Below are 26,353 nucleotides of genomic sequence, written 5' to 3'. Positions count from 1 at the left end.
GGCCCGCCGCACCCCGGGCTGCGCGGCGAGCGCGGCCTCGACCTCGCCCGGCTCGATCCGGAAGCCGCGCAGCGTGAGCTGCGCGTCGGCGCGGCCGAGGAAGTCGAGCCCGCCGTCCGGGCGGCGGCGGACCCGGTCGCCGGTCCGGTAGAGGCGGGAGCCGGGCGGGCCGAACGGGTCGGCGACGAACCGCTCGGCGGTGCGGGCCGGGTCGCCGAGGTAGCCGCGGGCGAGGCCGTCGCCCGCGAGGTACAGCTCGCCGACGGGGACCTCGCGGAGCGCGCCGTCCAGGACGTGGGCGCGCGTGTTCGCGATCGGCCGCAGTCCCCCGCCCTCGGCGACCCCCTCGGCGACCACGCCGATCAGGCTGTCGCCCGCCGCCTCCGAGCAGCCGTAGAGGTCGATCAGCCGGGCCGGGACCTTCGCGGCGAGCGCGGGCGGCAGCGCCTCCCCGCTGCTGATCCACGTCGTGACGGACGGCGGGAGCCCGTTCTCCGCCAGCGCGGCGAGGAGGCTCGGGACGAGCGTGACCAGCCCGGCCCCGTGCCGCTCGGCGAACGCGGCGAGCGCGACGGCGTCGGCGGCGGTCGCGTCGTCGGCGATGGCGACGGCGTCCCCGGCGACGAGGCCGCCGAGCAGCTCGGTCGTCCCGTCGATGAAGGCGGGCGAGCTCTTCGCGACGCGGACGCCCGGCGCGGCGAGGTCCGCGCCCCACGCGAGCCGGTTGGCGAGGCCGCGCTGGGTGCCGACGACGGCCTTCGGCGTCCCGGTCGACCCGGACGTGAACACGACGTACGACGCGTGCTCGGGCCGCACGTCGGGCCGCGGCCGGGGCGGAGCGTCCGCCGGCGGTTCGTCGCGCCCGAGCACGAGCACCGGCCGCACCGTGTCGAGCATCATCCGGACGCGGGCGGGCGGATACGACAGGTCGACCGGCAGGTAGGCCGCCCCGGTCTTGAGCACGGCGAGGAGCGCGACGGCGAACTCGTCCGAGCGCGGGAGCGCGATCGCGACGACCTTCTCCGGACCGGCGCCCGCGGCGGCGAGCCGGTCGGCGAGCGCCTCGGCGCGCCGGTCCAGCTCGGCGTAGGTGAGGACGGTGTCGCCGAACACCACGGCGGTCGCGCCGGGCGCGCGGGCGGCCCGCTCCTCGATGAGCGCGGCGACCGTCCGCACCGGCCACGCGCGGGAGGTGTCGGGATGCTCGACGCGCGGCCCGAGCGCCGAGAGCCGCCGCCCCGGATCGGCCGTGACCTGGGCGAGGAGGTCGTCCAGGGCGTCGAGGAGGCGCTCGACGGTCGGCGCGTCGAACAGGTCGGCGTCGAACGCGGCGAACCCCTCGACGTCCGCGTCGCCCTCGGCGAAGTACAGGTCCAGGTCGAACTTGACGCCGCCGGTCTCGGGCAGGAACGGCTCCGCGCGCACGCCGGGCAGCGCGAGCCGCACGTCCGCCAGCCGCTGGTGGACGATCATCACCTGGAAGAGCGGGCTCCGGGCGAGCGACCGCTCCGGCGCGAGCCGGTCCACGACCCGCTCGAACGGGACGTCGGCGTGCGAGAACGCGGCGAGGTCGGCGGCGCGCACCCGGTCGAGCAGCTCCGCGAACGTCGGGTCGCCGGACAGGTCGGTCCGCAGCACCAGCGGGTTCACGAACACGCCGACGAGCCCGGCGAGGTCCTCGTCGGGACGTCCCGCGATGGGCGAGCCGAGCGCCACGTCGTCGCCCGCGCCGAACCGCTGGAGCAGCGCGGCGACGGCGGCGTGCAGGACCATGAACACGCTGGTCCCGGTGTCGCGGGCGAGCCGCCGCGCCCCGGCGGCCGGGAGCCGGAACGGGACGAGCCCGCCCCGGTGCGCCGCCTCCGCCGGGCGCGGCCGGTCGAACGGCAGGACGGTCTCCTCCGGCAGCCCGGCGAGCGCGTCCGCCCAGAAGTCGAGGCCCTCGGCGGCGTCGGGGGCGGCCTCCCGCTGCCAGGCCGCGTAGTCGGCGTACTGGACGGGCAGCGGCTCCCAGCCGGGCGCGTGGCCGTCCCGGCGGGCCGCGTAGGCGCGGGCCAGGTCGGCGAGCAGCGGCGTGAACGACCACTCGTCGGCGGCGGCGTGGTGCAGCAGCAGGATCAGCGACCACGCGTCGTCGCCGGTCCGCACGAGGGTGCCGCGGACGGGCAGGTCGCGGCCGAGGTCGAAGACGTGCGCGGCGGCCTCGCGCTCGATCGCCGCCCGCCGCTCCGGCGTCTCCGCGCGGGCGTCGATCATCGCGAGGCGCACGGGCACGTCCGGTTCCAGGACGCGCTGCACCGGCAGCCCGTCCGGGCCTTCGACGAGCAGCGTCCGGAGGGCCTCGTGGCGGGCGACGACGTCGGCGAACGCGGCGTCCAGCGCGGCCTCGTCGACCGGGCCGCGCAGCCGCAGGCCGAGCGGCAGCGAGTACGACGCGGACGGGCCGCGCAGCCGCTCCTCCAGCCACAGCCCGCGCTGCGCCGCCGACGCCGGGACGACGTCCGGCCGCGCGACGTCGCGGACGCGCGCCGCCTGCGACGCGACCAGCCGGGGCGCGAGCGCGGCGACGGTCGGCGCCTCGAAGACGTCCGCGATGGACAGCGTCCCGCCGAGCACCGCCCGCGCCTTGGCGGCGACGCGGGTGGCGAGCAGCGAGTGCCCGCCGAGCGCGAAGAAGTCGTCGTCGATCCCGACGCCCTCGACGCCGAGCAGCTCGGCGAAGATCGCGCAGAGCGCGGCCTCGCGGGCGTCGCGCGGGGCGCGGCCGGACACCCCGGCCTCGGGGGCGGGCAGCGCGGCGCGGTCGAGCTTGCCGTTGACCGTCCGGGGCAGCGCGTCCAGCGCGACGAGGGCGGACGGCGCCATGTACTCGGGCAGCGCCCGGCCGAGCGCGTCGCGCAGCGCGGCCTCGTCCGGGGCCGCGCCGTCCGGCACGTAGTAGCCGACGAGCCGCGGCTCGCCGGGCCGGTCCTCGCGGACGACCACCGCCGCCCGCGCGACGCCCGGCTGCGCGGCGAGCACGGCCTCCGCCTCGGCGGGCTCGATCCGGAACCCGCGGATCTTCACCTGGTCGTCGGTGCGGCCGAGGTACTCGATCGACCCGTCGCGGGCGCGGCGGGCGAGGTCGCCCGTCCGGTACATGCGCGACCCGGGCGGCCCGAACGGGTCGGCCACGAACCGTTCCGCCGTCAGGTCCGGGCGGCCGACGTACCCGCGCGCGAGCTGCGCGCCCGCGAGGTACAGCTCGCCCGGCACGCCCGGCGGGACGGGACGCAGTGCCGCGTCCAGCACGTGGGCGCGGGTGTTCCAGAACGGTGTGCCGATGCCGGACGAGGGCAGGTCCGCCGCCGTCGCCCAGATCGTCGCCTCGGTCGGCCCGTACAGGTTGGTCGCGAGCGACGCGGTCCCGGCGAGGGTCTCGGCGAGCGCGGCGGGCAGCGCCTCGCCGCCGACCAGGACCCGCTTGCCCTTGAGCGCGTCCGGGTCGAGCGTGCCGAGCAGGGACGGCGTCCCTTGCACGACGGTCGCGTCCGCCAGCAGCGCGCCGAGCGCGGCGGGGTCGCGGACCGCCGCGCGGTCGGCCAGCACGACCGTCGCGCCGCTCGTCAGCGGGACGAACAGCTCCAGCGCGGCGATGTCGAACGCGACCGTCGTCACCGCGACGAGCCGGTCGCCCGCCCCGAGGCCGAGCCGCGACCGCGTCGTGAGCAGGAAGTTGGCCAGCGCCCCGTGCGGGACGGCGACGCCCTTCGGACGCCCCGTCGACCCGGACGTGTAGATGACGTAGGCGAGGTCGTCGGCGCGCGGCCGACGGGACGGGACGGCCGGAACGTCCGGCCGGGGGCCGTCGACGACGAGCAGGCCGGTCGTGTCCGGCAGGAGGCTCGCGGTGTCGCGGGTGACGATGGCGCAGAGCGGCGCGGCGTCGTCCAGCATGTAGGCGAGCCGGTCGGCGGGATGGTCCAGGTCGAGCGGCAGGTACGCGGCGCCCGACTTCAGGACGCCGAGCAGCGCGACGACGAGGTCCGGCGTGCGCGGCAGCGCGAGCGCCACGGTCCGCTCGGGCCCGGCGCCGCGGGCGCGGAGCTCGGCGGCGAGGGCGGACGAGCGCCCGTCCAGCTCGGCGTAGGTGAGCGACAGCGGCCCGGCCTCGATCGCCGTCGCGTCCGGGGTGCGGGCGGCCTGCTCCTCGAACAGGGCGACCACGTTCGTCCGCGGGAGGTCGCGGCCGGTGTCGTTGGCGGCGTCGATGAGGGCGCGCTCGGCGCCGTCCATGACCTGGAGCGCGCCGATCGGGCGGTCGGGGTCGGCCAGCGCGTCCCGCAGCAGGGTCTCCAGGTGGCCGAGCAGCGCGTCCACGCGCTCGTCGTCGAACAGCTCGCGGCGGAACGTCGCCTCGACCGTCATCCCGCCCGGCCGGACGAACGCCTCCAGCGACAGGTCGAAGTGCGTCGTGCCGTTGTGGACGTGCGTCCACGTCGACGTGACGCCGGGCAGGTCCAGCTCGCCGATCTCCTGGGCGAGGAACAGCAGCATCGTGTCGAAGAACGCCGACCGCCCCCGCCCGCGCGCCGGACGCAGCTCCCGGACGAGCCGGTCGTAGGGCGCGGACTGGTGCGCGAAGCCCTCGGCGACCGTCCGGGCGGCGCGCCGCACCGCCTCGCGGAACGTCGGCGCGCCCGCCAGCCCGACCCGCATCACCAGCGTGTTCCCGAAGTTCCCGACGAGCCGCTCGACCTCGGCGTGCTCGCGGTTCATCACGGCCGAGCCGACCGCGACGTCGTCCGCGCCGGTGTAGCGGTGCAGCAGGACGGCGTACGCGGCGAGCATCACCGTGTACGGGGTGGCGTCCTCCTCGGCGGCGAGCGCGCGCAGCCCGCCGGTCACGTCGTCGCCGAAGCGCCGCGCCCGGCGTCCGCCGCGCTCGGACGGCGCGGCGCCGCGCGGCCGGTCGGCGGGCAGGTCGAGCGGAGGGGGCGGCGGGTCGAGGCGCTCCCGCCAGTACGCGAGGTCCGCCTCCGGGACGGGCCGCCGCTGCTCCCACTCGGCGAAGTCGGCGTACTGGACGGCCAGCGGAGGCAGCCCGTCCGGCTCGCCGGTGACGGCGGCGCGGTACAGCGCGGACAGGTCGCGCGACAGCGAGCCCCACGTCATGCCGTCCCACGCGATGTGGTGCACGACCAGGACGAGGCCGTGCTCGTCGCCGCCCATGCGCAGCAGTTCCAGGCGGATCGGGCGCTCGTTCCGCAGGTCGAAGGGCCGCGCGGCGAGCTCGGCGGCCCGCGCGTCCGGGTCGGCGCAGTCGACCGGGGTCAGGTCGAGGGAGCCGTCGTCGGTGACGGTCTGGACGGCGCGGCCGTCGCCGTCCTCCGCGTAGGTCGTGCGGAGGACCGCGTGCCGCCGGAGGAGGGCGCGGAGCGCGTCCCGCAGGGCGCCGGTGTCGAGCGGCCCCGACATGCGGACGAGCAGGCAGACGTTGTAGGCGGGGCTGTCGGGGAAGGCGCGGTGGTGGAGCCACATGCTCTGCTGCGCGTAGGACAGCGGGGCGGGCCCGTCGCCGTCGCGCGGGGCGAGCCGGGCGGCGTCGGGGCCGAGCCCCGCCTCCGCCATCATCCGGCGCATCAGTTCGCGCCGCCGTGTCCGGACCTCGCTGACCACCGTCTGCTCCTGCACGCTCAACTCTTTCGCCGTCGGCTGGACCATCGCGGGTTAGGTTAGCCTTGCCTACGAAAATCGCACAAGGTTAGCCTTACCTAAGTTCGGGATCCCCCGGCCCGCGAAAGGATGTCGACGCCTTGTCCTCCGGTCTGAGCACTGATGCGAAACCCGCCGCCCGGCTCGTCGAACACGAATCGGAACCCCTCGCGCTGACCGCCCGGCTCGCCGCCTCGGGGCTGTTCGACGACTACGTCGTCTACGAGCGCCCCGGCTCGTGGACGTTCGCGGGCGGCCTGCTCGGCGAGGTCGTCCTCGACGCCGATCGCGTCCACGCCCGCTGGCCGGGCCGCGCGCCCGCCGCCCGCGCCTGGACCGGACGCCCCGCCGACGCCCTCCGCGACACGTTCGCCGCCGCCCCGCTGCCCGCCTGGAACGCCTACGGCTGGATCGCCTTCGAGTTCGCCGCGCCGGAGCCGCGCGGGCGGCTCGCGCACCTGCTCGTCCCGCGCACCGAGGTCACGGTCGAGGCCGGGCGCGCCCGCGTCACCGGCGTCGACGCCGCCGAGGCCGAGCAGGTCGCCAAGCTGCTCCGCGAACCCGCCGCGCCGTTCGTCGGCGCGGCCTCGCCGGTCGGCGTCCGGACCGGCGGCGACGCCTACCGCGCCCTCGTCGCGGACGCGGTCGCCGAGATCGGCGCGGGCCGCTACCAGAAGGTCATCGTGTCGCGGCGGGTCGACGTCCCGTACCCCGTCGACGTCGTGTCGACGTTCGTCCGGGGCCGCCGCGCGAACACCCCGGCCCGCTCGTTCCTGCTCGACCTCGGCGGGTTCCAGGCGACCGGGTTCAGCCCCGAGGTGCTCGCCGGCGTGGACGCCGCCGGACGCGTCATGACCCAGCCGCTCGCCGGGACCCGCGCGTTCGGCGCGGGCGCCGCCGCCGACGCCCGCACCCGGCGGGACCTGGAGACCGACCCGAAGGAGATCTACGAGCACGCGGTGTCGGTCCGCACCTCCCAGGACGAGCTGAACCGGGTGTGCGAGCCGGGATCGGTCCAGGTCACGGGGTTCATGACGGTGAAGGAGCGGGGCAGCGTCCAGCACCTCGGCTCCAGCGTCGGCGGCGTCCTCGCGCCCGGCCGCACGTCCTGGGACGCCCTGGACGCGCTGTTCCCCGGCGTCACCGCGTCCGGCATCCCGAAGCCCGAGGCGATCGAGGCGATCACCCGCCTGGAGGAGCGCCGGGGCCTCTACTCGGGCGCGGTCGTCGCCGTCTCGCACGACGGGTCGCTCGACTCGGCGCTCGTCCTGCGCGCCCTCTACAACGAGGACGGCCGCGCCTGGCTGCGCGCCGGGGCCGGGATCGTCGGCGCGTCCACGCCCGACCGGGAGTTCGAGGAGACCTGCGAGAAGCTCTCCAGCATCGCGCCGCACGTCGTCCCGCTCCGCTGACCTTGCACGGCGGCGCGGCGGGTAAGAGGGGCGCATGCCCGAACTACCCGACGTCGAAGGGTTCCGGCGGGTGCTGGAGGAGCACACCGGCGAGCCGATCGAGTCCGTGTCCGTCTACGACGCGGGCGTCCTGCGCGGCGTCACCGCCCGGCGGCTCCGCGCCGCGCTGCGCGGCCACCGGTTCGAGGCGGCGCGGCGGCGCGGGAAGTGGCTGATCGCCCCGGCCGAGGGACCGGTCGTGCTGATCCACTTCGGCATGACCGGCTCGCTGTCCTGGCATCCGGCGGACGAGCCGCGGGACCGGTTCGTCCGCGTCGTGTGGCGGCTCCGCGACGGCGAGCTGCGCTACCGCGACATGCGCAAGCTGATGGGGATCCACCTCGCCGCCGACGCCGCCGCCGCGCCGCGCGTGCTCGGCGACCTCGGCCCGGACGCGCTCGACGTCTCCCGCGACCGGCTCGCCGAACTCCTGTCCGGACCCCGGGGACGGCTGAAGACGACGCTGGCGGACCAGTCGGTGATCGCGGGCCTCGGCAACCTGCTCGCCGACGAGATCTGCTGGCGCGCCCGGATCAACCCGCTGCGCGCCGCCGGGAGCCTGGACGCGTCCGAGCTCACCGCCCTGCACCGGGCGATGCGCCGGGTGCTGCGCGCGTCGGTCGAGGCCGGGCGCGTCCCGCCGCGCGCCGCCTGGCTCACCGGCGCCCGCGACGACCCCGACCCGGTCTGCCCGCGCTGCGGCGCGCACCTGGCGAGCCGCCGCCTCTCCGGCCGCCGCACGGTCTGGTGCCCGCGCTGCCAGCCCGGGTGAGCCCGCCGGGCTAGGCGGCGGCGCGGTAGACGTCCGCCGCGATCCGCGCGAACGAGCGGACGAGGGGGTTCGCGCCGGCGGCGGGCCAGGCGGCGACGAGACGGCTCGGCGGCATGTCCGCCAGGGCGACCGAGGTGAGGCCGTCGGGGAGGTCGAGGTCGAGCGGGGCCAGGCCGACGCTCCCGTTCCACAGGACGGCCTGGAGGCACTCGTGGACCGTCCGGACGACGGGCCCGTCGCTTCCGGCGGGCCCGCTCCAGTACGCCCGCCAGCGCGGGTCGACGCCGTCCGGCAGCCGGAACCAGCGGCGGTCGGCGAGGTCGGCCGAGCGCAGCCGGGGGCGTCCGGCCAGCGGGTCGTCGGCGCGGAGCACCACGCCGACCGGGTCGGTGCGGAGCACGCGGACGGCGAGGCCCGCGTCGTCGAACGGCAGGCGCGTGAGGGCGACGTCCACGAGGCCCGCCCGCAGGCCCGCGGACGGGTCGGTGAAGTCGGCCTCCCGGACCCGGACGCGCACCTCCGGGTGCCGCTCCCGGTAGGCGGCGGCGAGCCCGGCGCCGACCCGCTCCGCGCTGTCGCCGAGCGTGCCGACGGCCAGCGCGGCGGCGCCGCCCGCGGCGGCCACCCGCGCCCGCGCGTGGTCGGCCTGCGCGAGCAGCGTGCGCGCCTCGTCGTAGAGCGCGGCCCCGGCGGGGGTGAGCGCCACGCCCGTGGGCGACCGGCTCAGCAGCGGGTGTCCGAGGTCGGCCTCCAGCCGCCTGACGGCCCGGCTCAGCGGAGGCTGCGTCATGTGCAGGCGCGCCGCGGCCCGGCCGAAGTGCAGCTCCTCGGCGACCGCCACGAAATAGCGGAGTTCTCGCAGCTCCATCACCGGCGACGATACCGGACGGGTATCGGGGCCACGGGATCGGACTTGGACGCCCGCACGCGCCGCGCGCTGAACTGGGATTCCACCGACGACTGATTTCGAGGAGCGACCATGCCCGTGCATTCCGGAGCCGATCCCGCCGTGCAGATCACCGGCGTCCGGGAACTCGGACGCGACCTGGTGGCCGTCCCGAATCGCGGGGTGCAGCTCGTGCCGAACATCGGGGTGATCGGCGGGACGCATTCCGTCCTCGTCGTCGACACGGGCCTCGGCCCGCGGAACGCGGAGACCGTGCTCGAATTCGCCGCCGAGTACGCGCGCGGACGCAGGCTCTACCTGACCACGACCCATTTCCACCCGGAGCACGCGCTCGGCGCCGGGACGTTCTCCGGCGAGGCGACGTTCCTGGTCAACCGCGCCCAAGCCGACGACCTCACGACGAAGGGCCCCGGATACATCGAGATGTTCAAGGGGCTGAGCGAGGAGGTCGCGCGCCATCTGGAGGGCGTCGAACTCCCCCGCCCGGACGTCGTCTACGACGACTCCCACGACCTGGACCTCGGCGGCCGGGTCGTGGAACTGCGGGCGACGGGGCGGGCGCACAGCCGCGGCGACCAGGTGGTCCGGGTGCCGGACGCGGACGTCCTGTTCACCGGCGACCTCGTCGAGACCGGGCAGTTCGCGATCTTCCCGTGGTTCCCGCCGCACGACACCGACGTGTCCGGACTGCGGTGGCTCGCGGTGCTGGAGCGCCTGGCCGTCGATCCGCCGGGGACCGTCGTCCCCGGCCACGGCGACATCGGCGGCGCGGGCCTGCTGCGCGACGTCCGCGACTATCTCCGCCTGCTACGCGACGAGACCTGGAAAAGGCGCGACTCGGCGGTCAGCGAGGAGACGACCGCGCAGGAGGTGAAGGCCCTCATGCTCGAACTGCACCCGGACTGGACCGGCCGGGAATGGATAGAGAACGCGGTCGCCTGCCTCTGCGCCGAACATTCACATCCCCATCAGGCCGAATGAATCCGGGCGGTCAGGGCCTTCTTGCTGACCTTGCCCACGGGCGTGCGGGGGAACGCGTCGGCCGTTTCGAGGCGGTCGGGGAACTTGTAGGCGGCGACGCCCCGCGTCCGCAGGAAGTCCTTGATCTCGCGGAGGTCGGGGGCCTTCTCGCCGTCCCGGACGATGAGGAACGCGCAGGTGCGCTCCCCCATCATCGGGTCGGGGACGCCGACCACGGCCGCGTCGTGGACCGCGGGGTGCGCCAGCAGGTGGTTCTCCAGCTCCTCCGCCGAGATCTTGTCGCCGCCCCGGTTGATCTGGTCCTTCTCGCGCCCTTCGACGATCAGGTGGCCGGACGGCAGCCGCCGGACGAGGTCGCCCGTCCGGTAGAAGCCGTCCGGGGTGAACGAGCGGGCGTTGTGCTCGGGCGCGCGGTAGTAGCCGCGGAGCGTGTACGGGCCGCGGGTGAGCAGCTCCCCGACCTCGCCGGGCGCGACCCGCGCGCCGTCGGCGTCCACGACCAGGATCTCGTCGGCCGGTGAGAGGGGGCGGCCCTGGGTCCGCTCGATCAGGTCGCGGGGGTCGTCCAGGCGGGTGAAGTTGAGCAGGCCCTCCGCCATGCCGAAGACCTGCTGGACCTGGCAGCCGAGGACGTCCGGGACCTCGGCGGCGCGCTCGGCGGCGAACTTCGCGCCGCCGACCTGGAGGAGCCGGAGGGACGAGATGTCCTCGTCCTGCCAGGCCACCGCGTCCAGCCAGAGGAGCGCGATCGGCGGGACGACCGCGCAGACCGTCGCGCGCTCGCGCTCGATGAGCGGGAACGCCTCGTCCGGGGACCCGGACGGGGCGAGCACGACCGTCCCGCCCGTGGCGAACACGCCGAGGATGCCGGGGCAGGCGAGCGCGAAGTTGTGCGCGGCCGGGAGCACCACCAGGTAGACGGTCGACGGCGTGAAGCCGCACACCTCGGCGCTGGCCTCCAGGTTGTAGACGTAGTCGCGGTGCGTGCGCGGGATGAGCTTCGGCAGGCCGGTCGTCCCGCCGGAGAGCAGGAACACGCCGACGTCGGACGGCGCGGGCGGCGCCGTCTCGACCGGGTCGGCGTCGACCTTCGCGAGCGGGACGAACTCCTCGGCGTCCCCGTCCACGACGACGTGCTCGACGGGGAGGGTGCGGGCCAGGGCGCGGTAGTCGAAGTCGCCGTCGCGGTCCGCGCAGACGTAGGCGCGGGCCTCGGCCAGCTCGCACAGGTAGCGGATCTCGCTCTCGCGGTGCGCGGGCAGCGCGAGGACGGGCGCCGCCCCGATGCGGACGAGCGCGAGGAACGCCACCACGAACCCCGTGGTGTTGGGGAGCTGCACGACGACGCGGTCGCCCTTGCCGATGCCGAGGCCGAGGAACCCGGCGGCCGTGCGGGCGGCGCGGTCGTACAGCTCGGCGTAGGTGAGGCGGTCGTCGCCCGCGACGAGGGCGGTCTTGCCGGGCGCGCCGCGCAGCAACCCGCCGAGGACGCGGTCGCTCCAGTACCCCTCCGCCGTGTAGCGGGCGGCGAGGTCGGCGGGCCAGGGGGTGACGCCGTCCACGCCGGTCACCGCCCCGTGAGCTGGGCGGGGGCGCCGGGGACCGGCGCGGCCGGGTCGGAGCCGAGCGCGACGATCCGGTTCGCCCCGTCCACGTGGACGACGCGGGGCTCGTGCCGGTGGCGGTCGGACTCCGCCACCGACGCGTAGGTGATGATGATGACGAGGTCGCCCGGCTGGACCAGGCGGGCCGCCGCGCCGTTGATCCCGATGACGCCGCTGCCCGCCTCCCCCGTGATGGCGTAGGTGACGAGCCGGGCCCCGTTCGTGATGTCCACGACGTGGACCTGTTCGCCCTCCACGATGTCGGCCGCCTCCATGAGGTCGGCGTCGATCGTCAGGGAGCCCACGTAGTGCAGGTCCGCCTGCGTGACGGTGGCACGGTGGATCTTTCCGTTCATCAGCGAGCGCAGCACCGGTGCGTCCTCTTCCTCAAGACCAACTAAGGCTAGGCTTACCTTAGCTACTCCCCCGGCTGAGGAGAACCCCGCGATGCCCCGACCGCCCCGACGGCTGCTCCGGCGGCTCACGATGGACATCACGCCCCTGCGCGACAGCGCGCCGTTCCGCGACGTGTTCGTCGCCCGCACCGTCTCGGTGTTCGGGATCGGCATGCTCGCGGTCGCCGTCCCCGTCCAGGTGTACGCGCTGACCGGGTCGACGGCGCACGTCGGCGCGGTGTCCGCGGCGGAGGGGTTCGCGCTCCTCGCCGGGTTCCTGTGGGGCGGCGTCCTCGCCGACCGGCGCGACCGGCGGCGGCTGATGCTGCGCGCCCGGACCGCCGCCGGGGTCGGCTTCGTCCTGCTGGCGCTGAACGCGTTCCTGCCGTCCCCGTCGGTCGCGGCGATCTACGTGCTCGCGGCCTGGGACGGCCTCGCGACCGGCGTCAGCGTCACCGCGCTGCTGGCCGCGACGCCCGCCCTCGTCGCGCCGGACAAGCTGGTCGCGGCCGGGGCGCTGAACGCGCTCACCGTCCGGCTCGGGTCGATGGCCTCGCCCGCGCTCGGCGGCGTCGTCGTGTCCGCGTTCGGCGTCGGCTGGAACTACGCGGCCGCGGCGGCCGGGACGCTCGGCACGATCGGGCTGCTCACCCGCCTCCCCGTCCTCAGGCCGGACACCGCGGGCGAGGAGCCCGCGCACCCGCTGCGCGCCATCGGGGACGGGTTCCGGTTCGTCGCCTCCCACCGGGTCGTCGGCTCGCTCATGCTGCTCGGCCTGCTGTTCATGGTCGCGGGCGGCATCCCGGTGCTGATGCCCGCGTTCGCGGCCCGCGCCCTGGACGGCGGCCCCACCACGGTCGGGCTGCTGTTCGCCGCCCCGGCGTGCGGGGCGGTGCTCGCGTCCCTGACGAGCGGCTGGGCCGGGACGTTCCGCGCGCCCGGCCGCGCGCTGCTCGCCGCGTCCGTCACCGGCTTCGCGCTGCTCGCCTGCCTCGGCCTCGCCCGGCACGCGGCGCTCGCCGTCGCGATCCTGTTCGCCTACGGGTTCGCCCAGTCGGTCGAGGAAATCCTGCGGTACGGGCTGATCCAGTCGCACACGCCCGACTCCCACCTCGGCCGCGTCAACGCCCTGTGGGCCGCGCAGGAGACCGGCGGCGGCGCCGTCGGGTCGCTCGGCGCGGGCGCGCTCGGCCGCTACCTCGCGCCGGGCGCGGTGATCGTCCTGTTCGGGACGGTCAGCGCCGTCCTCGCCCTGGCCCTGGCGCTCACGCTCACCGGGCTCCGCACGGCGACGCTGCGCGCGGAGCCGGAACCCGGCTGATCAGCCCAGGCGGGCGGCCAGCTCGTCCTCGGTCATGGCCTCGACCTCCAGCCAGATCGCCGCGACGGCCTCCAGGCGCCCGGGCGCGTCCTCCAGTTCGGCGAGGCGGCGGCACACGCGCGCCACGGTCCGCTCCGCGAACAGCACCCGGACGGGCAGCGCCGTCGTGTCGAGCGCCTCCCGCAGCCGCGCGACGACGGTCGTCGCGAGGACGGAGTCGCCGCCGAGCGCGAAGAAGTCGGCGTCCGCGCCGACGCGCTCAACGCCCAGCACCTCCGCGACGATCCGCGCGAGCACCTTCTCCAGCGGCGTCTCCGGCTCGACGTAGGCGTCCGCGGCCCCGCCCGCCTCGGCGGCGAGGGCGGTGAGCGCCTTGCGGTCGACCTTCCCGTTCGCGGTGAGCGGCAGCGCGGCTACGCGGACGAGCACCTCGGGCACCATGTGCGGCGGCAGCAGCTCCCGGGCGCGGGCGAGCACGGCGTCCCGGTCGAGCCCGTCCGGGGCCTCGACGGCGGCGGCGAGGCGGCCGTCCGCGAGGAGCGCGACGGCGCGTCCCACGGCGGGGTGGTCGCGCAGCGCCGCCTCGACCTCGCCCAGCTCGATCCGGAAGCCGCGCACCTTCACCTGGTGGTCGCGGCGGCCGAGGAACTCCAGGGTGCCGTCCGGGCGGTAGCGGGCGAGGTCGCCCGTCCGGTACCAGCGGGCGCCCTCATGGACGACGAACCGGTCGGCCGTGCGCTCCGGGTCCCCGGCATAGCCGTCGGCGACGCCGGAGCCGCCGATCCACAGCTCGCCCGCCGCCCAGTCGGGGCGGTCGCGGCCCGCCTCGTCCACGACCCGGCAGGCGACGCCGCGCAGCGGCACCCCGTACGGGACGGCGTGCCAGTCGTCCGGGACGCGGCCCGCGACCTCCTGCACGGTGGAGTGGATCGCGGTCTCGGTCGTCCCGCCGAGGGCGACGAACCGGCAGCCGGGGGCGCGCTCGGCCAGCAGGGCGGGCAGGTGCGTGCCGACCCAGTCGCCGCCGAGCAGGACGAGCCGCAGGGTGTCCGCGCGCCCGGCGCGCAGCAGCATCTCCAGCACGGACGGGACGCAGTTCAGCACCGTCGCCGACCAGCGCCCGACCAGGTCGGCCCAGCGCGCGGCGTCGCGGCGCTCGTCCTCGCCGGGCAGGACGACCGCGCCGCCCGCGTGCCAGGCCGCGAACAGGTCGAACACCGACAGGTCGAAGTCGAGCGCGGAAACCCCGAAGGTGACGTCGTCGGGACCGATCGCGAACCGCTCGACGAGGTCGCCGATGGTGTTCATCGCCGCGCCGTGCGGCACCTCGACGCCCTTCGGCTCGCCCGTCGAACCGGACGTGAACAGCACGTACGCCGTCTGGTCCGGGCGCACCGCCACCGGCTCGCGCAGCGGCTCGACGTGCGCGGCGGCGTCCAGGGTGCGCGACGCGGCGACGCGGGCGGACGCGCGGATCCGGGCGCGGCGGGCCTCCGGCTGCTCCGGCCCGATCGGCACGTAGGCGGCCCCGGCGGCGAGGACGCCGAGCACGGCGGCGGCCTGCTCCGGTCCCTTCGGCAGCTCGACCGAGACCCGGTCGCCGGGGCGCACGCCGTCCGCGACCAGGGCGGACGCCACGCGCAGCGCGCGCTCGGCCAGTTCGCCGTAGGTGAGCGTCCCGGTGTCGCCCCAGTGCAGCGCGGGCGCGTCCGGACGGGTGCGCGCGTGCGCGAAGAACCCCTCGGTCAGCGTGCGCGGCGGCGGCGCCGGGGTCGCGTTGAGCCCGTGCCGGACGCGCAGCTGAGACGGCGGCGCGGCGACGCCGAGCGGCGCGTCCCAGTCGGCGCCGGGCGCGCCGAGCCGGGCGATCGCGGCCGTGTAGGCGGCGAACATCGCCTCGGCGACGCCCTCCCGGAAGGCGGGGACGCGCACGTCCCAGTTCAGCAGCAGCCCGCCGGAGACCTCGGTGACCTGCGCGTCCAGCAGGACCTGCGGGCCCTGCGAGATGATCCAGCCGGGCTCGCCGAAGCGCTCCCGGACGGCGTCCCCGAACAGCTCGCCGAGGTTGAGCGCGCTCGTGTAGACGATCGGCGCGAGGACCTGCTCGCCGCGCAGCCGGGACAGGTCGCGCAGCACCTCAAGGCCCGAGTAGTCACTGTGCGCGCCCGCCGCGTGCAGGTTCGCCTGGACGGCACGCGCGCGCTCGACGAACGGGAGGTCGGCGGTGAGGTCGGCCTCCAGCAGGATGGAGCCGGTGAAGTCGCCGACGACCTTGTCCACGTCCGGGTGGACGGGCTCGCGGTGGAACAGCGGCAGGTTGAGCAGGAACCGGGGCGACGCCGACCACGTGCCGATGACCTCGGCGAACACGGCCGCGAGCGCCATCGCCGGGGTGACGCCCTCGGCGTGGGCGCGGGCGACGAGGCGCCGCCGCTCGTCCGGCGCGAGCCAGTGGTGCATGCGCTCGACGCGGTCGCCGGGCTCGGCGACGACCGGGAGCTCCGGCGGTCCGGGCAGGTCGGGGAGGCGCGCGGCCCACCACTCGCGGTCCTTCGCGCGGGCCTCGGCGCGCGGGTCGTCGGCGAGGTAGCGGGCGTAGCCGTAGCGGATCGGCGCGAGCGTCTCGCCCTCGTACAGGGCGGCGAGGTCGGCGAGCATGACGCGGTAGCTCATCGCGTCGGCGGCGACCATGTCGACGTCCAGGTGCAGCCGGGACTCGCCGGACGGCAGGAGGCTGAGGCGGGCGTCGAAGACGCGGCCGTCCTCGATCGGGAGCCGCTGCTCGGACATCTCCGCGCGGATCGCCGCCAGCTCGCCGTCCGCGTCGGCGGACCCGCGCAGATCGTGGACGGTCACCGCGGGCCCGGGACGCTCCGGCAGGATCCGCTGCGTCCCGTCGTCGGACACGGCGGCGCGCAGCATCGGGTGCCGCTCGGCCAGGGCGCGCACGGCCGCCTCGAACCGGGCGGGGTCGATCGCGCGGCCGTCCAGCTCGACGTACAGGTGCGCGGCGACGGAGCCGAGCGACTGGCCGGAGTCGCGGCCGATCCAGTACGCGTGCTGCATGAGCGCGAGCGGGAACGGCTCGGCGGGCTCGATCTCCTCGCGCGGCACGGCGGCCTCCTCGCGCGGCACGGCGGCGTCCGCCGGGGCGGCGCCCCCCGCCTGGCCCTTCGCCGCGAGCAGCGCCCACCACTCGGCGAGCGTCGGGCGCTCGGCCAGCTCGGCGAACCGGACCTCGACGCCGCGGCGGCGCAGCCGTCCGGTGAGCTGCATCAGCCGGATCGAGTCCATCCCGAGCCCGATGAGGTTGTCGTCGGCCCCGGCGGGCTCGCCCAGCACCTCGGCCAGGGCGTCGTGCAGCTCGTCCCAGGTCAGCACGGTCGACACCGGCACTCCCCTCAAGTTAGGTAAGGCTAACCTAATTTAGAGGGTGTCGGCCGTCAACGCCCGCGCCCGCCGCCGGTCGGCCGGGACGACCATCGGCGTCGCCGTCTCCGGGCACGGGACGACCCGGCACGGCAGCCCGAAGACCCGCTCCACCAGCTCCGCGGTGACGATCTCCCCGGGCGGCCCCGCGGCCAGCACCTCGCCGCCGCGCATCGCGATCAGGTGCGTCGCGTACCGGCAGGCGTGGTTGAGGTCGTGCAGGACGGCGACGAGCGTCCGCCCCTCCTCGTGGAGCCGCGCGCACAGGTCCAGCACCTCGATCTGGTGGGCGATGTCGAGGTAGGTGGTCGGCTCGTCCAGCAGCAGCACGCCCGTCTCCTGGGCGAGGACGAGCGCCAGCCACACCCGCTGCCGCTGGCCGCCGGACAGCTCGTCCACGACCCGGTCGGCGAGGTCGGCGACGCCGACGGCGGCGAGGGCGTCCGCGACGGCGGTCTCGTCCTCGCGCGACCACTGGCGCAGCAGGCCCTGGTGCGGGTAGCGGCCGCGCGCGACGAGGTCGGCGACCGTGATGCCTTCCGGGGTGAGCGGCGACTGCGGCAGCAGGCCGAGCCGCCGCGCGAGCCGCTTCGGCGGGAGCGCGGAGATCGGGGCGCCGTCCAGGAAGACGGTCCCGGCGCGCGGGCGGAGCAGGCGGGCGAGGGCGCGCAGCAGCGTCGACTTCCCGCACGCGTTCGGGCCGACGATGACGGTGAACGACTCGTCCGGGATCTCCACGGAGAGGTTCTCGGCGACGACGCGCCGCTCGTAGGAGAGGGTGAGGTCGTCGGCGTGGAGCCCGGTCATGTCGTCCCCTTCCGTGCGGTGGTCGACAGCAGCCACGCGAGGTACGCGCCGCCGAGGACGCCGGTGACGACGCCCACCGGCATCGCGACCGGCAGGTGCAGCGAGATCAGGTCGGCCGCGGCGAGCAGCGCGGCGCCGGTCAGCGCGGCGGGCAGGAGCTGCGCGCCGGGGCGCCGGGTCAGCCGCCGGGCGAGCTGCGGCGCGGCGAGCGCGACGAACGGGACGGGCCCGGCCGCCGCCGTCGCCGCCGCGACGAGCCCGACCCCGGCGACGGTGAGCAGCGCGCGGGTCCGCTGGACGGGCACGCCGAGCGCCCGCGCCGCGTCGTCGCCGAGCTCGCCCATGCCGAGCGGCCGGGCGAGCGCGAGCGCCGCCGGGACGAGCACCGCGAGCGCGATCGCGAGCGGGACGGCCTGGCTCCAGTCCCGCCCGTTCAGGCTGCCGGTCAGCCAGAACGCGGCCTCGTACGCCTCGTGCAGCTCGGCCCGCGTGATCAGGTAGGAGTTCAGCGCCTCCAGCGTGGCCGCCGCCGCGACGCCGATCAGCACCAGCCGGACGCCGTGCACGCCGCTCCCCCGCCGGTAGGCGACGACGTAGACGGCGAGGGCGGTGAGCACCGCGCCCGCGACCGAGCTGGCCGTGATCGCGACCGCGCCGCCGCCGAACACGAGGATCTGCAGCAGCGCCCCGGTCGCCGAGCCGGTGGTGAAGCCGATCAGGTCCGGGCTGCCGAGCGGGTTCCGCGAGACGCTCTGGAAGATCGCGCCGCTCAGCCCGAGCGCGAGCCCGGCGAGCAGGCCGGTGAGGGCGCGCGGCAGCCGCAGCGTCGTGACGATGAACTCGGTGGCCCGGTCGCCCTGCCCGGCGACGGCGCGGACGACGTCCGGCGGCGAGATCGGGAAATCGCCCGAGCCGACGACGAGCACGGCCGCGCCCGCCGCGACCAGCGCGAGCGCACCGCACACCACCGCCGCCCGCGGCTCCCAGCGCAGGGACACCGTCCCCGCTCGCAGCACCCTCACAGGTCGCGCGTCCTTCCCCGCCGCACCATCACGGCGAACAGCGGCGCCCCGAGGAACGCGGTGACGATCCCGGTCTCCAGCTCGCCGGGGGTGACGACGCGGCCGACGACGTCCGCGCCGAGCAGCAGGACGGGCGCGAGCAGCAGCGAGTACGGCAGGACGAGGCGCTGGTCGGGGCCCGCCGCGGTCCGGACGATGAACGGCACCGCCAGTCCGAGGAACGCGATCGGCCCGGCCGCCGCCGTCGCGGACCCGCACAGCACGACGACCGCGACGGCGCCGAGCGCGCGCGTCCGGCCGGGGCGCGAGCCGAGCGCGCGGCCCGCCTCGTCGCCCATCGCGAGCGCGTTCAGCGGCCGGGCGAGCAGCAGCGCGAGGACCGTCCCGGCCAGGATGAACGGCAGGACGCGCAGGAAGACCGACATCTCGCGGCCGCCGAGGCTGCCGACCTGCCAGAACCGGAAGCCGTTGAAGCTGCGCGGGCTGAGCAGCATCAGCCCGGCCGTCAGCGCGCTGAACACGGCGTTGACCGCGGCTCCGGCGAGCACCAGCCGGGCGGGCGACGCGCCGCCGCGCCCGCGCGCGCCGATCCCGTAGACGAGGGCCGCCGCGCCCGCCGCGCCGAGGAACGCCGCCCAGACGTAGACGAGCGCGTCGTCGGCGCGGACCGTCCCGATGACGACGACCACGGCGAGGGCCGCGCCGCCGTTCACGCCGAGCAGGCCGGGCTCGGCGAGCGGGTTGCGGGTGAGCGCCTGCATGACCGCGCCCGCGAGGCCGAGCGCCGCCCCGACGGCCACGCCGAGCAGCGTGCGCGGCAGCCGCAGCTCGTGGACGATCAGCTCGTCCCGGGAGCCGGGGTCCGGGGAGAGCACGCCGGGCAGGACGCGTCCGAGCGGGACGTGCTCCGCGCCGATCGCGAGGCTCGCGACCACGGTCAGCAGGAGCAGGACGGTGAGGACGGCGATCCAGCCGAGCCTTGCCCTTCGCCCGGTCCGCAGGGCTCCGGCGCGCGTGCCGTCCGCCCCCGCCGGGGGCCCGGAACGTCGTCGCACAAGGGGAAGCACGCGCTAAGGCTAGCCTAAGCTAACTTGCTCGGTGAAGGGCAATCCGTGCCAGAACCCCCTCAACCCAGACCCCTGCCTCACCCGCTCGCGCCCACCGACAATATGAGCGTATGGTATACATGCATATTGGAAGTTGAACGCTTGTATTGGGGGTGACGGGACATGGCGGCGGCCGGCCGGGACGAGCGACCGCCACCCGAGGACCTGACCGCCCGCGCCCGCATCCGCGAGGCGGCGCTGCTCCAGCTCGCCGAGCACGGCGTGAAGGGCGCGACGTTCCGCGGCATCGCCGAGGCGGCCGGGGTGTCGGTCGGGCTCGTCCAGCACCACTTCGGGTCCAAGGACGAGCTGCGCGCGGCGTGCGACGCCTACGCGCTGGAGACCGTCCGCCGGCTCAGCGCCGCGTCGGCCGCCGGGGGCATCTCCGATCCCGGCTTCCTCGCCGCGACGATGCGCGCCGACCTGCCGGTCCGCCGCTACCTCGCGCGCGCGCTGGTGGACGGCTCGGAGGCGGCGGCCCACCTGTTCGACGAGCTGGTCGAGACGACGGAGGAGTACTTCGCCGACCCTCCGGCCGGGGTCAACCGGCCCACGACCCGCGATCCCCGGGCCTACGCGGCGGCGACGGTCGCGATGACCGTCGGCATCGAGGTGCTGCACGAGCACCTGTCGCGGGTGCTCGGCGCCGACACCTTCACCCCGGAGGGCTCGCTGCGGCTGCGGCGCGCCGTCTTCGAGGTGTTCGACGACCGGCTGCTCAGCCGGGAGCTCGTCGAGCGCGTCCGCGCCGTGATGGACGACTTCGAGGCGAACGACACCAAGGGAGACGACGATGACCGACCCGGTCCAGGCTGACCCGGTCCAAGCGGAGGGCCTGGTCAAGACGTTCGGCCGCACGCGCGCCCTGGACGGCCTCGACCTGCGCGCCGCCCCCGGCGAGGTGCACGGCTTCCTCGGCCCGAACGGGGCGGGCAAGTCGACCACGATCAGGATCCTGCTCGGCCTGATGCGCGCCGACTCCGGCCACGCCCGGCTGCTCGGCGGCGACCCGTGGCGGGACGCGACCGCGCTGCACCGCAGGCTCGCCTACGTCCCCGGCGACGTCACGCTGTGGCCGAACCTGTCCGGCGGGGAGGTGATCGACCTGCTCGGGCGGCTGCGCGGCGGCCTCGACCCGGCCCGCCGCGCGGAGCTGCTCGACCGGTTCGAACTCGACCCGCGCAAGAAGGGCCGCGCCTACTCCAAGGGCAACCGGCAGAAGGTGGCGCTCGTCGCGGCGTTCGCGTCGGACGCGGAGCTGCTCGTCCTGGACGAGCCGACGTCCGGCCTCGACCCGCTCATGGAGGAGGTCTTCCAGGAGTGCGTCCGCGAGGAGCGGCGGCGCGGCCGGACGGTCCTGCTGTCCAGCCACATCCTGTCCGAGGTCGAGGCGCTCTGCGACCGCGTCACCATCATCCGCAAGGGCCGGACGGTCGAGACCGGCACCCTGGACGAGCTGCGGCACCTGACCCGCACGTCCATCACGGCGGAGCTGGCCGCCCCGCCGGACGGGCTCCCGCTCCCCGGCGCGCACGACGTCCGGATCGAGGGCAACACGATCCGGTTCGAGGTCGAGACGTCCGAGCTGGACGCCGCCCTGAAGCAGCTCACGACGGCGGGCGTGCGGAGCCTGACCAGCCGCCCGCCCACCCTCGAAGAACTGTTCCTGCGGCACTACGAAGACGACCTGGTTCAGGAGGCGTCATGACTGCGGCGGCTCTGCGCCCCGCCGCGCGGCCCGTGCGGCGGGAGGGCGGGCTCACGGGTACCGCGCGGCTGCTCACGCTGTGGCTGCGCCGCGACCGCGTGATGGTGCCGTCCTGGATCTACGGGCTGACCGCGCTCGTGGCCGGGACCGTCTACAGCTTCAAGAACGAGTACGACACGCCGGAGGCGCTCGCGTCCTTCGCGCGCGGGATCAACGGGAACCCGTCGACGCGGGCGATGTACGGGCCGGTGCTGAACCCCGGGACGGTCGGCGGGCTGAGCGCCTGGCGGGTCGGCGCGGTCGGCGCGGCGTTGACCGCCGTGATGTGCGTGCTGCTCGTCGTCCGGCACACGCGGGCCGAGGAGGAGAGCGGGCGGCTTGAGCTCGTCGGCGCCGCCGCGGTCGGGCGCCGCGCGCCGCTGACCGCCGCGCTGCTCACCGCCGGGACGGCCGCCGCCGTCCTCGCGGCGGTCGCCGCCGCCGTCATGGTCCTGTTCGGCATGCCGGTGGCGGGCTCGGTGGCGTTCGGCCTGTCGTGGTTCGGCGCCGGGGCCGTGTTCGCCGGGGTCGCGGCCGTCACCGCGCAGCTCGCCGAGACGTCCCGGCTGGCGAACGGGCTGGCGTTCGCCGTGCTCGGCGCGGCGTACCTGCTCAGGGGCATCGCGGACGCCGGGTCCGCGCACTGGGTCGCGTGGCTGTCGCCGATCGGGTGGGCGCAGCGGGTGCGCCCCTGCGCGGACGAGCAGTGGGCCGTCCTGCTGCTGCCGCTCGCCGCGACCGCCGCGCTCGTCGCCGTCGCCTACGCGCTGACCGAGCGGCGCGACCTCGGCGCGGGGATCCTCGCGCCCTCGCTCGGCCCGGCCGCGGCGGCGCCGTCGCTGCGGAGCCCGCTCGCGCTGGCGTGGCGGCTCCAGCGCGGCGCGCTGCTCGGCTGGGCGGCCGCGTTCGGCATCTACGGGTTCGCCATCGGCGGCGTCGCCGACGGCGTCGGCGACCTGGTCAACGGCAGCGAGGCCGTCCTCGACGACATCCGCAAGCTCGGCGGCGGCGGGGACCTCGCGGACGCGTTCCTCGCCACCGCGATGAGCCTCATGGCCCTGTTCACCGCCGCGTACGCGGTGCAGACCGTCGTGCGGATGCGGGCCGAGGAGAGCGCCGGACGGCTCGAACCGCTCCTCGCCACCGCCGTCGGCCGGGTCCGGTGGGCGGTCGCGAACCTCGCGGTCACCGTGGCGGGCACGGCCGTGCTGCTCCTGCTGTCGGGGTTCACCGCCGGGCTGGTCCACGGCGCCCGGACCGGCGACGTGGACGGGCGGCTCGTCCGCCAGCTCGGCGCCGCGCTGGCCCAGCTCCCGTCCGTGTGGGTGATCGCCGCGGTCGCGTTCCTGCTGTTCGCCGCGCTGCCCCGGGCGACGTCCGCCGGGTGGGGCGTGCTCGCGGCCTGCCTGCTGCTCGGGCAGGTGGGGCCGCTGCTGGACCTGCCGCAGGGCGTCCTCGACGTCTCGCCGTTCACCCACACGCCGAAGCTGCCCGGAGGCGACTTCGCCGCGACGCCGCTCGCCGTCCTGACGGCGGTCGCGGCGGCGGTGACGGCGGCCGGGCTGCTCGCCCTCCGCCGCCGCGACATCGCCTGACCCGCCGCGTTCCGCCCGGAGGCGGCCGCATGACCTGGCCGTTCGCGGGTACCGAGATGCCCGCGACGACGGAAGGTGACCGGCATGTCTCTCGGCGCGGACGGGCCGCGGCCCGTCGACCCGCTGCGGGTCCGCACCATGACCCGCGGCCCCTGCCTGCTCGTCGAGGCGGAGGGCGAGCTGACGATCCTGACGGCCGACCAGCTCCGCGAGCACGTCCTGCTGGACATGCGGGAGCTGGACGGCCCCCCGCGGGTCGTCCTCGACATCGGCGAGGTCGGGTTCTGCGACTCGTCGGGGCTGAACGCCCTGATCGTCCTGTGGAAGGCGGCGCGCCGGGCGGGCGGGGAGCTGGTCCTCGCCCGGCCGCGGCAGCGGCTGCGGACGATCATCGAGCGCAGCGGCCTGGACCGCCACCTCATCTCCCACCCGACGCAAGAGGAGGCGCTCGCGGCCCTGACGGAGTCCTGACCGCGGCGCCTCCCCTTTGATCAGCGGACGGCCGTCACGGCCCTTCCGGGTCGACGATGTCGCGGTCGACCCAGTACGGGTCCATCAGCGTCCTGAGCTCGGACGCGCCGACGCGCTCCAGGACGTCCAGCGCCGCGATGTTGTCCGTGAGCTGCTGAATGCTCGTCGAGCCGAACAGCACCGTGCTCGTGGACGGGTGCGTCAGCGTGAACGCGATGCAGAGCTGGGCGGCCGTCGCGTCCAGGCTCGCCGCGAGGTCGGCGATGCCGCGCGCCGCCTCGTGGATCCTCGGCCGGATGTCGCCGGGGTCGCGGCCGACCTGCCGGGACTCCCCCGACTTGCCCGCGAGGATGCCGCCTTCGAGGACGTCGGACGCCTGCAGCGACACGCCCTCGGCGAAGACGGCCGCGAACGGCTCGCCGTCCGGGATGGCGCGGCGGCACGGGCTGTACTTCAGCTGGGCGAGCTGCGGGCCGGGCGACCCGGCGGCGAGGGCGTGCTCGCGGATCGTCCGGACGGCGGTGGCCGACCAGTTGTTCACGCCCCAGCAGCCGAGCAGGCCCTCCTTCTCCAGCGCGGCGAGGTCCTCGGCGAGGGCCTTCAGGTCGAGGTCGTCGCTGCGGATGTCGCCGAGGACGGCCACGTCCGCGTGGTCGGCGCCGACCCGGAACAGCGCGTTCGCGAGCTGGTCGCGCAGCGAGTGCTCGGGGTACCCCTCCAGCCACAGCTTGGCGGACAGGAGGTAGTCGTCCCGCGCGAGCCCGGCGGCGCGGACCATCGCGGAGAACAGCACGTCGGTGAAGACCGGCGGGTGGACGCCGGGGATCCCGTAGACGGCGACGTCGAACAGGTTGATTCCGGAGTCGACGGCGTGCCGGAGCATCTTCACGGCCTCGCCGAAGTCCATGCGGTCGTAGGTGTGCCAGGAGCCGAGCGACAGGACGCCCACCTCGGGCCCGGCGGAGCCGAGACGGCGCTGGGGGATCTTCCGTTCTGGGGACACGGTGCGAGCTGTTCCTTACCTGTTGGGGTGGATGACGGCCTTGACCTGCTCAAGCCGGGACATGGAGCCGAGCGCCCCGGACGCCGCGCCGAGGCCGTCCGGGGCGCCGAACAGGTCGTCCCAGGCGAAGCGGTCCTGGAACGTCCGCAGGAACTCGACGGCGCGGTGCAGGTCGCCGACGTCGCCGTTGAGGGAGCCGCGCACGTTCAGCTCCTTGCCCATGATCGCGCCGAGCGCGAGCTGCTCCGGCCGCGGCCCGGTGCTGCCCACGATGACGAACGACGCGCCGAACGCGGCCATGCCGATCGCCTCCGCGCCGACGCCCGGCGCGCCCGCGAGGTCGAGGACGAGGTCGGCGCCGCGCCCCTGCGTCGCGTCCATGACGGCGGCGACCCGGGAGTCGGCGTCGCCGTCCAGCCCGATCGTCACGTCCGCGCCGTACCGGCGGGCCAGCTCCAGCCGGTCGTCCGGGGCGCCGATGGTGATCACCGTGCCGGCGCCGGACACGCTCGCCACGGCCGTCGCGACGAGCCCGAGCGCGCCCGCGCCCTGCACCGCGACCGCCGACCCCGGCCGGACTCCCCCGGCCCGGTCGAACGCGTGCAGGACGGTCTTGACCGCGCACCCGGCGGACGCGGCCCAGGTGTCCTTCACGTCGTCCGGCAGGACGAGCTTCAGCGCGCCCGGCGTCACGTAGTTGTATTCGGCGAGCCCGCCCGTGGCGTAGGGGAACCGGTCGGCGCGCAGGAGGAAGCCGTAGCCCCGCTCGGCGCACGCGACCGGGTTGCGCAGCACGGTGCACCCGTAGCAGTGCCCGCACACCGACTCCGACCAGCCGATGCGGTCGCCCACCTTGACCTCGCGGCCGAGGGCGTCGCGCGTCCCCGGGCCGACGGCCTGGACGGTGCCCATCGTCTCGTGCCCGAGGACGATCGGCAGCATCTCCGGGAACGACATCGCGCCGGACCAGAGGTGCACGTCCGTCGCGCACAGCGTCGCGCAGTCGACCCTGACGAGCGCCGCGCCCGGCTCGCACTCGGGGGGCAGCGGAAGCTCCTCCAGGCTGAGCTCGGCGCCGTGCTCGCGGAGCACCGCGGCCCTGGTAGCGGTCGGGTGACCCATCTTGCCTCGTTTCTCTCTCTTCTCCGCACGCCTACCGGCTGTGCGCGGTGTCCCAGACCTCGCGGCGGCTCCGCCACCACAGCAGGACGAGGATCACCAGGAAGGGCACGACGCCCTGGTACTTCTGGATCGAGTCCATGGAGGACGACAGGCCCTCCAGGCAGCCCAGGATCAGCCCGCCGAGCAGCGTCAGCGGCAGGCTGCGGAACGCGCCGACCATCGCGACCGCGAGCGCGGTGCTGATCAGCCCGGACAGCGTCCCGAAGTCGCCGCCGAGGCGCGGCGCGACCAGCACGATCACCAGCATCGTGATCGCGCCGACGCCGGCCCAGACGCCGACCGCGAGCCGCGGCGCGGGGATGCCGACGACCTCGGCGGTGCCGGGCCGCTCCGACAGCGCCTGCAGCTTCAGCCCGAGCCGGGTGCGGGTCAGCAGCAGCCCGACGGCGACGGTGATGAGCAGCGCGAACCCGATCGCCACCGGCACCGACTGCGGGACGACGACGCTGCCCACCGTGAAGACGGGGTCGCCGAACGGGTTCGGGAAGCGGTGCGCGCCGGTCGAGTTGCCGCCGAACAGCCGCACCCCGATCGCGGTCAGCGCCACGTACAGCGCGACGGTGACGGCCGCCTTCGTCCGCTCCCGGTGCCCGGCGAACCAGCGGACGAGCGCCGCGCCGAACACGCCGGACAGCAGCGCCGCCGCGGCCGCGCCGACCAGCAGCGCCAGCCAGACGTTCACTCCCCTGTCGGTGAGCGACACCATCACGAACGCGCCCATCGCGCCGACCGCCGTCATCGCGAAGTTGACCACGGCGACGAGCCGGTAGGTCAGCACCACGCACAGGCCGAGCAGCGCGTAGGCGCCGCCGCTGGACAGCCCGGCGATCACAGAGTTCACCATCGGATACCTCCGGGTGGGGCCG

Annotated in this window: 19 protein-coding genes; 8 read left to right on the top strand and 11 right to left on the bottom strand. The window is 75.8% G+C overall.

All coding sequences use genetic code 11. From position 1 onward, the window contains the following. The coding region (locus tag ACH01S_RS04695) for a non-ribosomal peptide synthetase (protein WP_169809203.1) at positions 1–5,673 on the bottom strand (5,673 nt) is incomplete at its 3' end. Positions 5,674–5,795: 122 nt separating this feature from the next. On the opposite strand from ACH01S_RS04695, the gene ACH01S_RS04690 reads away from it, so the two are divergent. Together ACH01S_RS04690 and ACH01S_RS04685 are read left to right on the top strand one after the other, a co-directional pair. Then, complete coding sequence (locus ACH01S_RS04690; protein ID WP_083980323.1) at positions 5,796–7,106, top strand: salicylate synthase; 1,311 nt, start codon at positions 5,796–5,798, stop codon at positions 7,104–7,106. Positions 7,107–7,140: 34 nt separating this feature from the next. After that, complete coding sequence (locus ACH01S_RS04685; RefSeq protein WP_067885713.1) at positions 7,141–7,917, top strand: Fpg/Nei family DNA glycosylase; 777 nt, start codon at positions 7,141–7,143, stop codon at positions 7,915–7,917. 10 nt (positions 7,918–7,927) lie between these two features. Here the strand turns inward: ACH01S_RS04685 and ACH01S_RS04680 are convergent, their stop codons facing one another. Beyond that, a complete protein-coding gene (locus ACH01S_RS04680; RefSeq protein ID WP_067885711.1) occupies positions 7,928–8,785 on the bottom strand; it encodes a LysR family transcriptional regulator in 858 nt (285 codons plus the stop codon). 111 nt (positions 8,786–8,896) lie between these two features. Here ACH01S_RS04680 and ACH01S_RS04675 point away from each other — a divergent pair, with 111 nt between their 5' ends. Continuing rightward, positions 8,897–9,805, top strand: coding sequence for an MBL fold metallo-hydrolase (locus ACH01S_RS04675; RefSeq protein WP_067885709.1), 909 nt, complete (start codon positions 8,897–8,899; stop codon positions 9,803–9,805). Here ACH01S_RS04675 and ACH01S_RS04670 read toward each other — a convergent pair. Together ACH01S_RS04670 and panD are read right to left on the bottom strand one after the other, a co-directional pair. After that, complete coding sequence (locus ACH01S_RS04670) at positions 9,793–11,367, bottom strand: (2,3-dihydroxybenzoyl)adenylate synthase (protein WP_083980322.1); 1,575 nt, start codon at positions 11,365–11,367, stop codon at positions 9,793–9,795. The genes ACH01S_RS04675 and ACH01S_RS04670 overlap by 13 nt on opposite strands. Positions 11,368–11,372: 5 nt before the next feature. Then, complete coding sequence (panD, locus tag ACH01S_RS04665) at positions 11,373–11,780, bottom strand: aspartate 1-decarboxylase (RefSeq protein ID WP_067885705.1); 408 nt, start codon at positions 11,778–11,780, stop codon at positions 11,373–11,375. Positions 11,781–11,856: 76 nt separating this feature from the next. Between panD and entS the strand changes: the two genes are divergently transcribed. Beyond that, positions 11,857–13,125 carry an enterobactin transporter EntS gene (gene entS, locus ACH01S_RS04660; protein WP_067885704.1) on the top strand — a complete coding sequence of 423 codons (1,269 nt, stop codon included), beginning with the start codon at positions 11,857–11,859 and terminating at the stop codon, positions 13,123–13,125. Here entS and ACH01S_RS04655 read toward each other — a convergent pair whose 3' ends face one another. From ACH01S_RS04655 to ACH01S_RS04640, 4 genes are read right to left on the bottom strand one after another with little or no spacing between them, the layout of a single operon-like run. After that, the gene (locus ACH01S_RS04655) at positions 13,126–16,515 is read right to left on the bottom strand and encodes a non-ribosomal peptide synthetase (protein WP_246237108.1); all 3,390 of its coding nucleotides are present in this window, start codon (positions 16,513–16,515) and stop codon (positions 13,126–13,128) included. It lies immediately after the preceding gene. Positions 16,516–16,551: 36 nt separating this feature from the next. After that, positions 16,552–17,361 carry an ABC transporter ATP-binding protein gene (locus ACH01S_RS04650; RefSeq protein WP_067885703.1) on the bottom strand — a complete coding sequence of 270 codons (810 nt, stop codon included), beginning with the start codon at positions 17,359–17,361 and terminating at the stop codon, positions 16,552–16,554. Further along, positions 17,358–18,383: a FecCD family ABC transporter permease gene (locus ACH01S_RS04645; protein WP_067885702.1), complete on the bottom strand. Its 1,026-nt coding sequence runs from the start codon at positions 18,381–18,383 to the stop codon at positions 17,358–17,360. The genes ACH01S_RS04650 and ACH01S_RS04645 overlap by 4 nt, the downstream gene beginning before the upstream one ends. Further along, positions 18,380–19,450 (bottom strand): FecCD family ABC transporter permease, encoded by a 1,071-nt coding sequence (locus ACH01S_RS04640; protein WP_067885701.1) that lies wholly within the window; start codon positions 19,448–19,450, stop codon positions 18,380–18,382. Before ACH01S_RS04640 ends, ACH01S_RS04645 begins: the two co-directional genes overlap by 4 nt. A gap of 162 nt (positions 19,451–19,612) precedes the next feature. On the opposite strand from ACH01S_RS04640, the gene ACH01S_RS04635 reads away from it, so the two are divergent. From ACH01S_RS04635 to ACH01S_RS04620, 4 genes are all read left to right on the top strand, one after another. Next, a complete protein-coding gene (locus ACH01S_RS04635; protein ID WP_067885700.1) occupies positions 19,613–20,305 on the top strand; it encodes a TetR/AcrR family transcriptional regulator in 693 nt (230 codons plus the stop codon). Continuing rightward, complete coding sequence (locus ACH01S_RS04630) at positions 20,283–21,197, top strand: ABC transporter ATP-binding protein (RefSeq protein WP_067885696.1); 915 nt, start codon at positions 20,283–20,285, stop codon at positions 21,195–21,197. Before ACH01S_RS04635 ends, ACH01S_RS04630 begins: the two co-directional genes overlap by 23 nt. After that, positions 21,194–22,831, top strand: coding sequence for an ABC transporter permease (locus ACH01S_RS04625; protein ID WP_067885694.1), 1,638 nt, complete (start codon positions 21,194–21,196; stop codon positions 22,829–22,831). Before ACH01S_RS04630 ends, ACH01S_RS04625 begins: the two co-directional genes overlap by 4 nt. Before the next feature lie 84 nt (positions 22,832–22,915). Beyond that, positions 22,916–23,302, top strand: coding sequence for an STAS domain-containing protein (locus ACH01S_RS04620; RefSeq protein ID WP_067885693.1), 387 nt, complete (start codon positions 22,916–22,918; stop codon positions 23,300–23,302). Positions 23,303–23,336: 34 nt separating this feature from the next. Here ACH01S_RS04620 and ACH01S_RS04615 read toward each other — a convergent pair whose 3' ends face one another. The 3 genes from ACH01S_RS04615 to ACH01S_RS04605 are packed head-to-tail and all read right to left on the bottom strand — an operon-like array spanning position 23,337 to position 26,331. Then, complete coding sequence (locus tag ACH01S_RS04615) at positions 23,337–24,305, bottom strand: aldo/keto reductase (protein WP_067885692.1); 969 nt, start codon at positions 24,303–24,305, stop codon at positions 23,337–23,339. Between the two features lie 15 nt (positions 24,306–24,320). After that, positions 24,321–25,427: a zinc-binding dehydrogenase gene (locus ACH01S_RS04610; RefSeq protein ID WP_067885690.1), complete on the bottom strand. Its 1,107-nt coding sequence runs from the start codon at positions 25,425–25,427 to the stop codon at positions 24,321–24,323. Positions 25,428–25,458: 31 nt separating this feature from the next. Then, a complete protein-coding gene (locus tag ACH01S_RS04605; protein WP_067885688.1) occupies positions 25,459–26,331 on the bottom strand; it encodes an ABC transporter permease subunit in 873 nt (290 codons plus the stop codon). Between the last annotated feature and the right edge of the window lie 22 nt (positions 26,332–26,353).

The sequence above is a fragment of the Actinomadura chibensis NBRC 106107 genome (assembly GCF_001552135.1).
GTDB lineage: Bacteria > Actinomycetota > Actinomycetes > Streptosporangiales > Streptosporangiaceae > Spirillospora > Spirillospora chibensis.
This window is presented reverse-complemented; position numbering and strand designations above follow the sequence as displayed.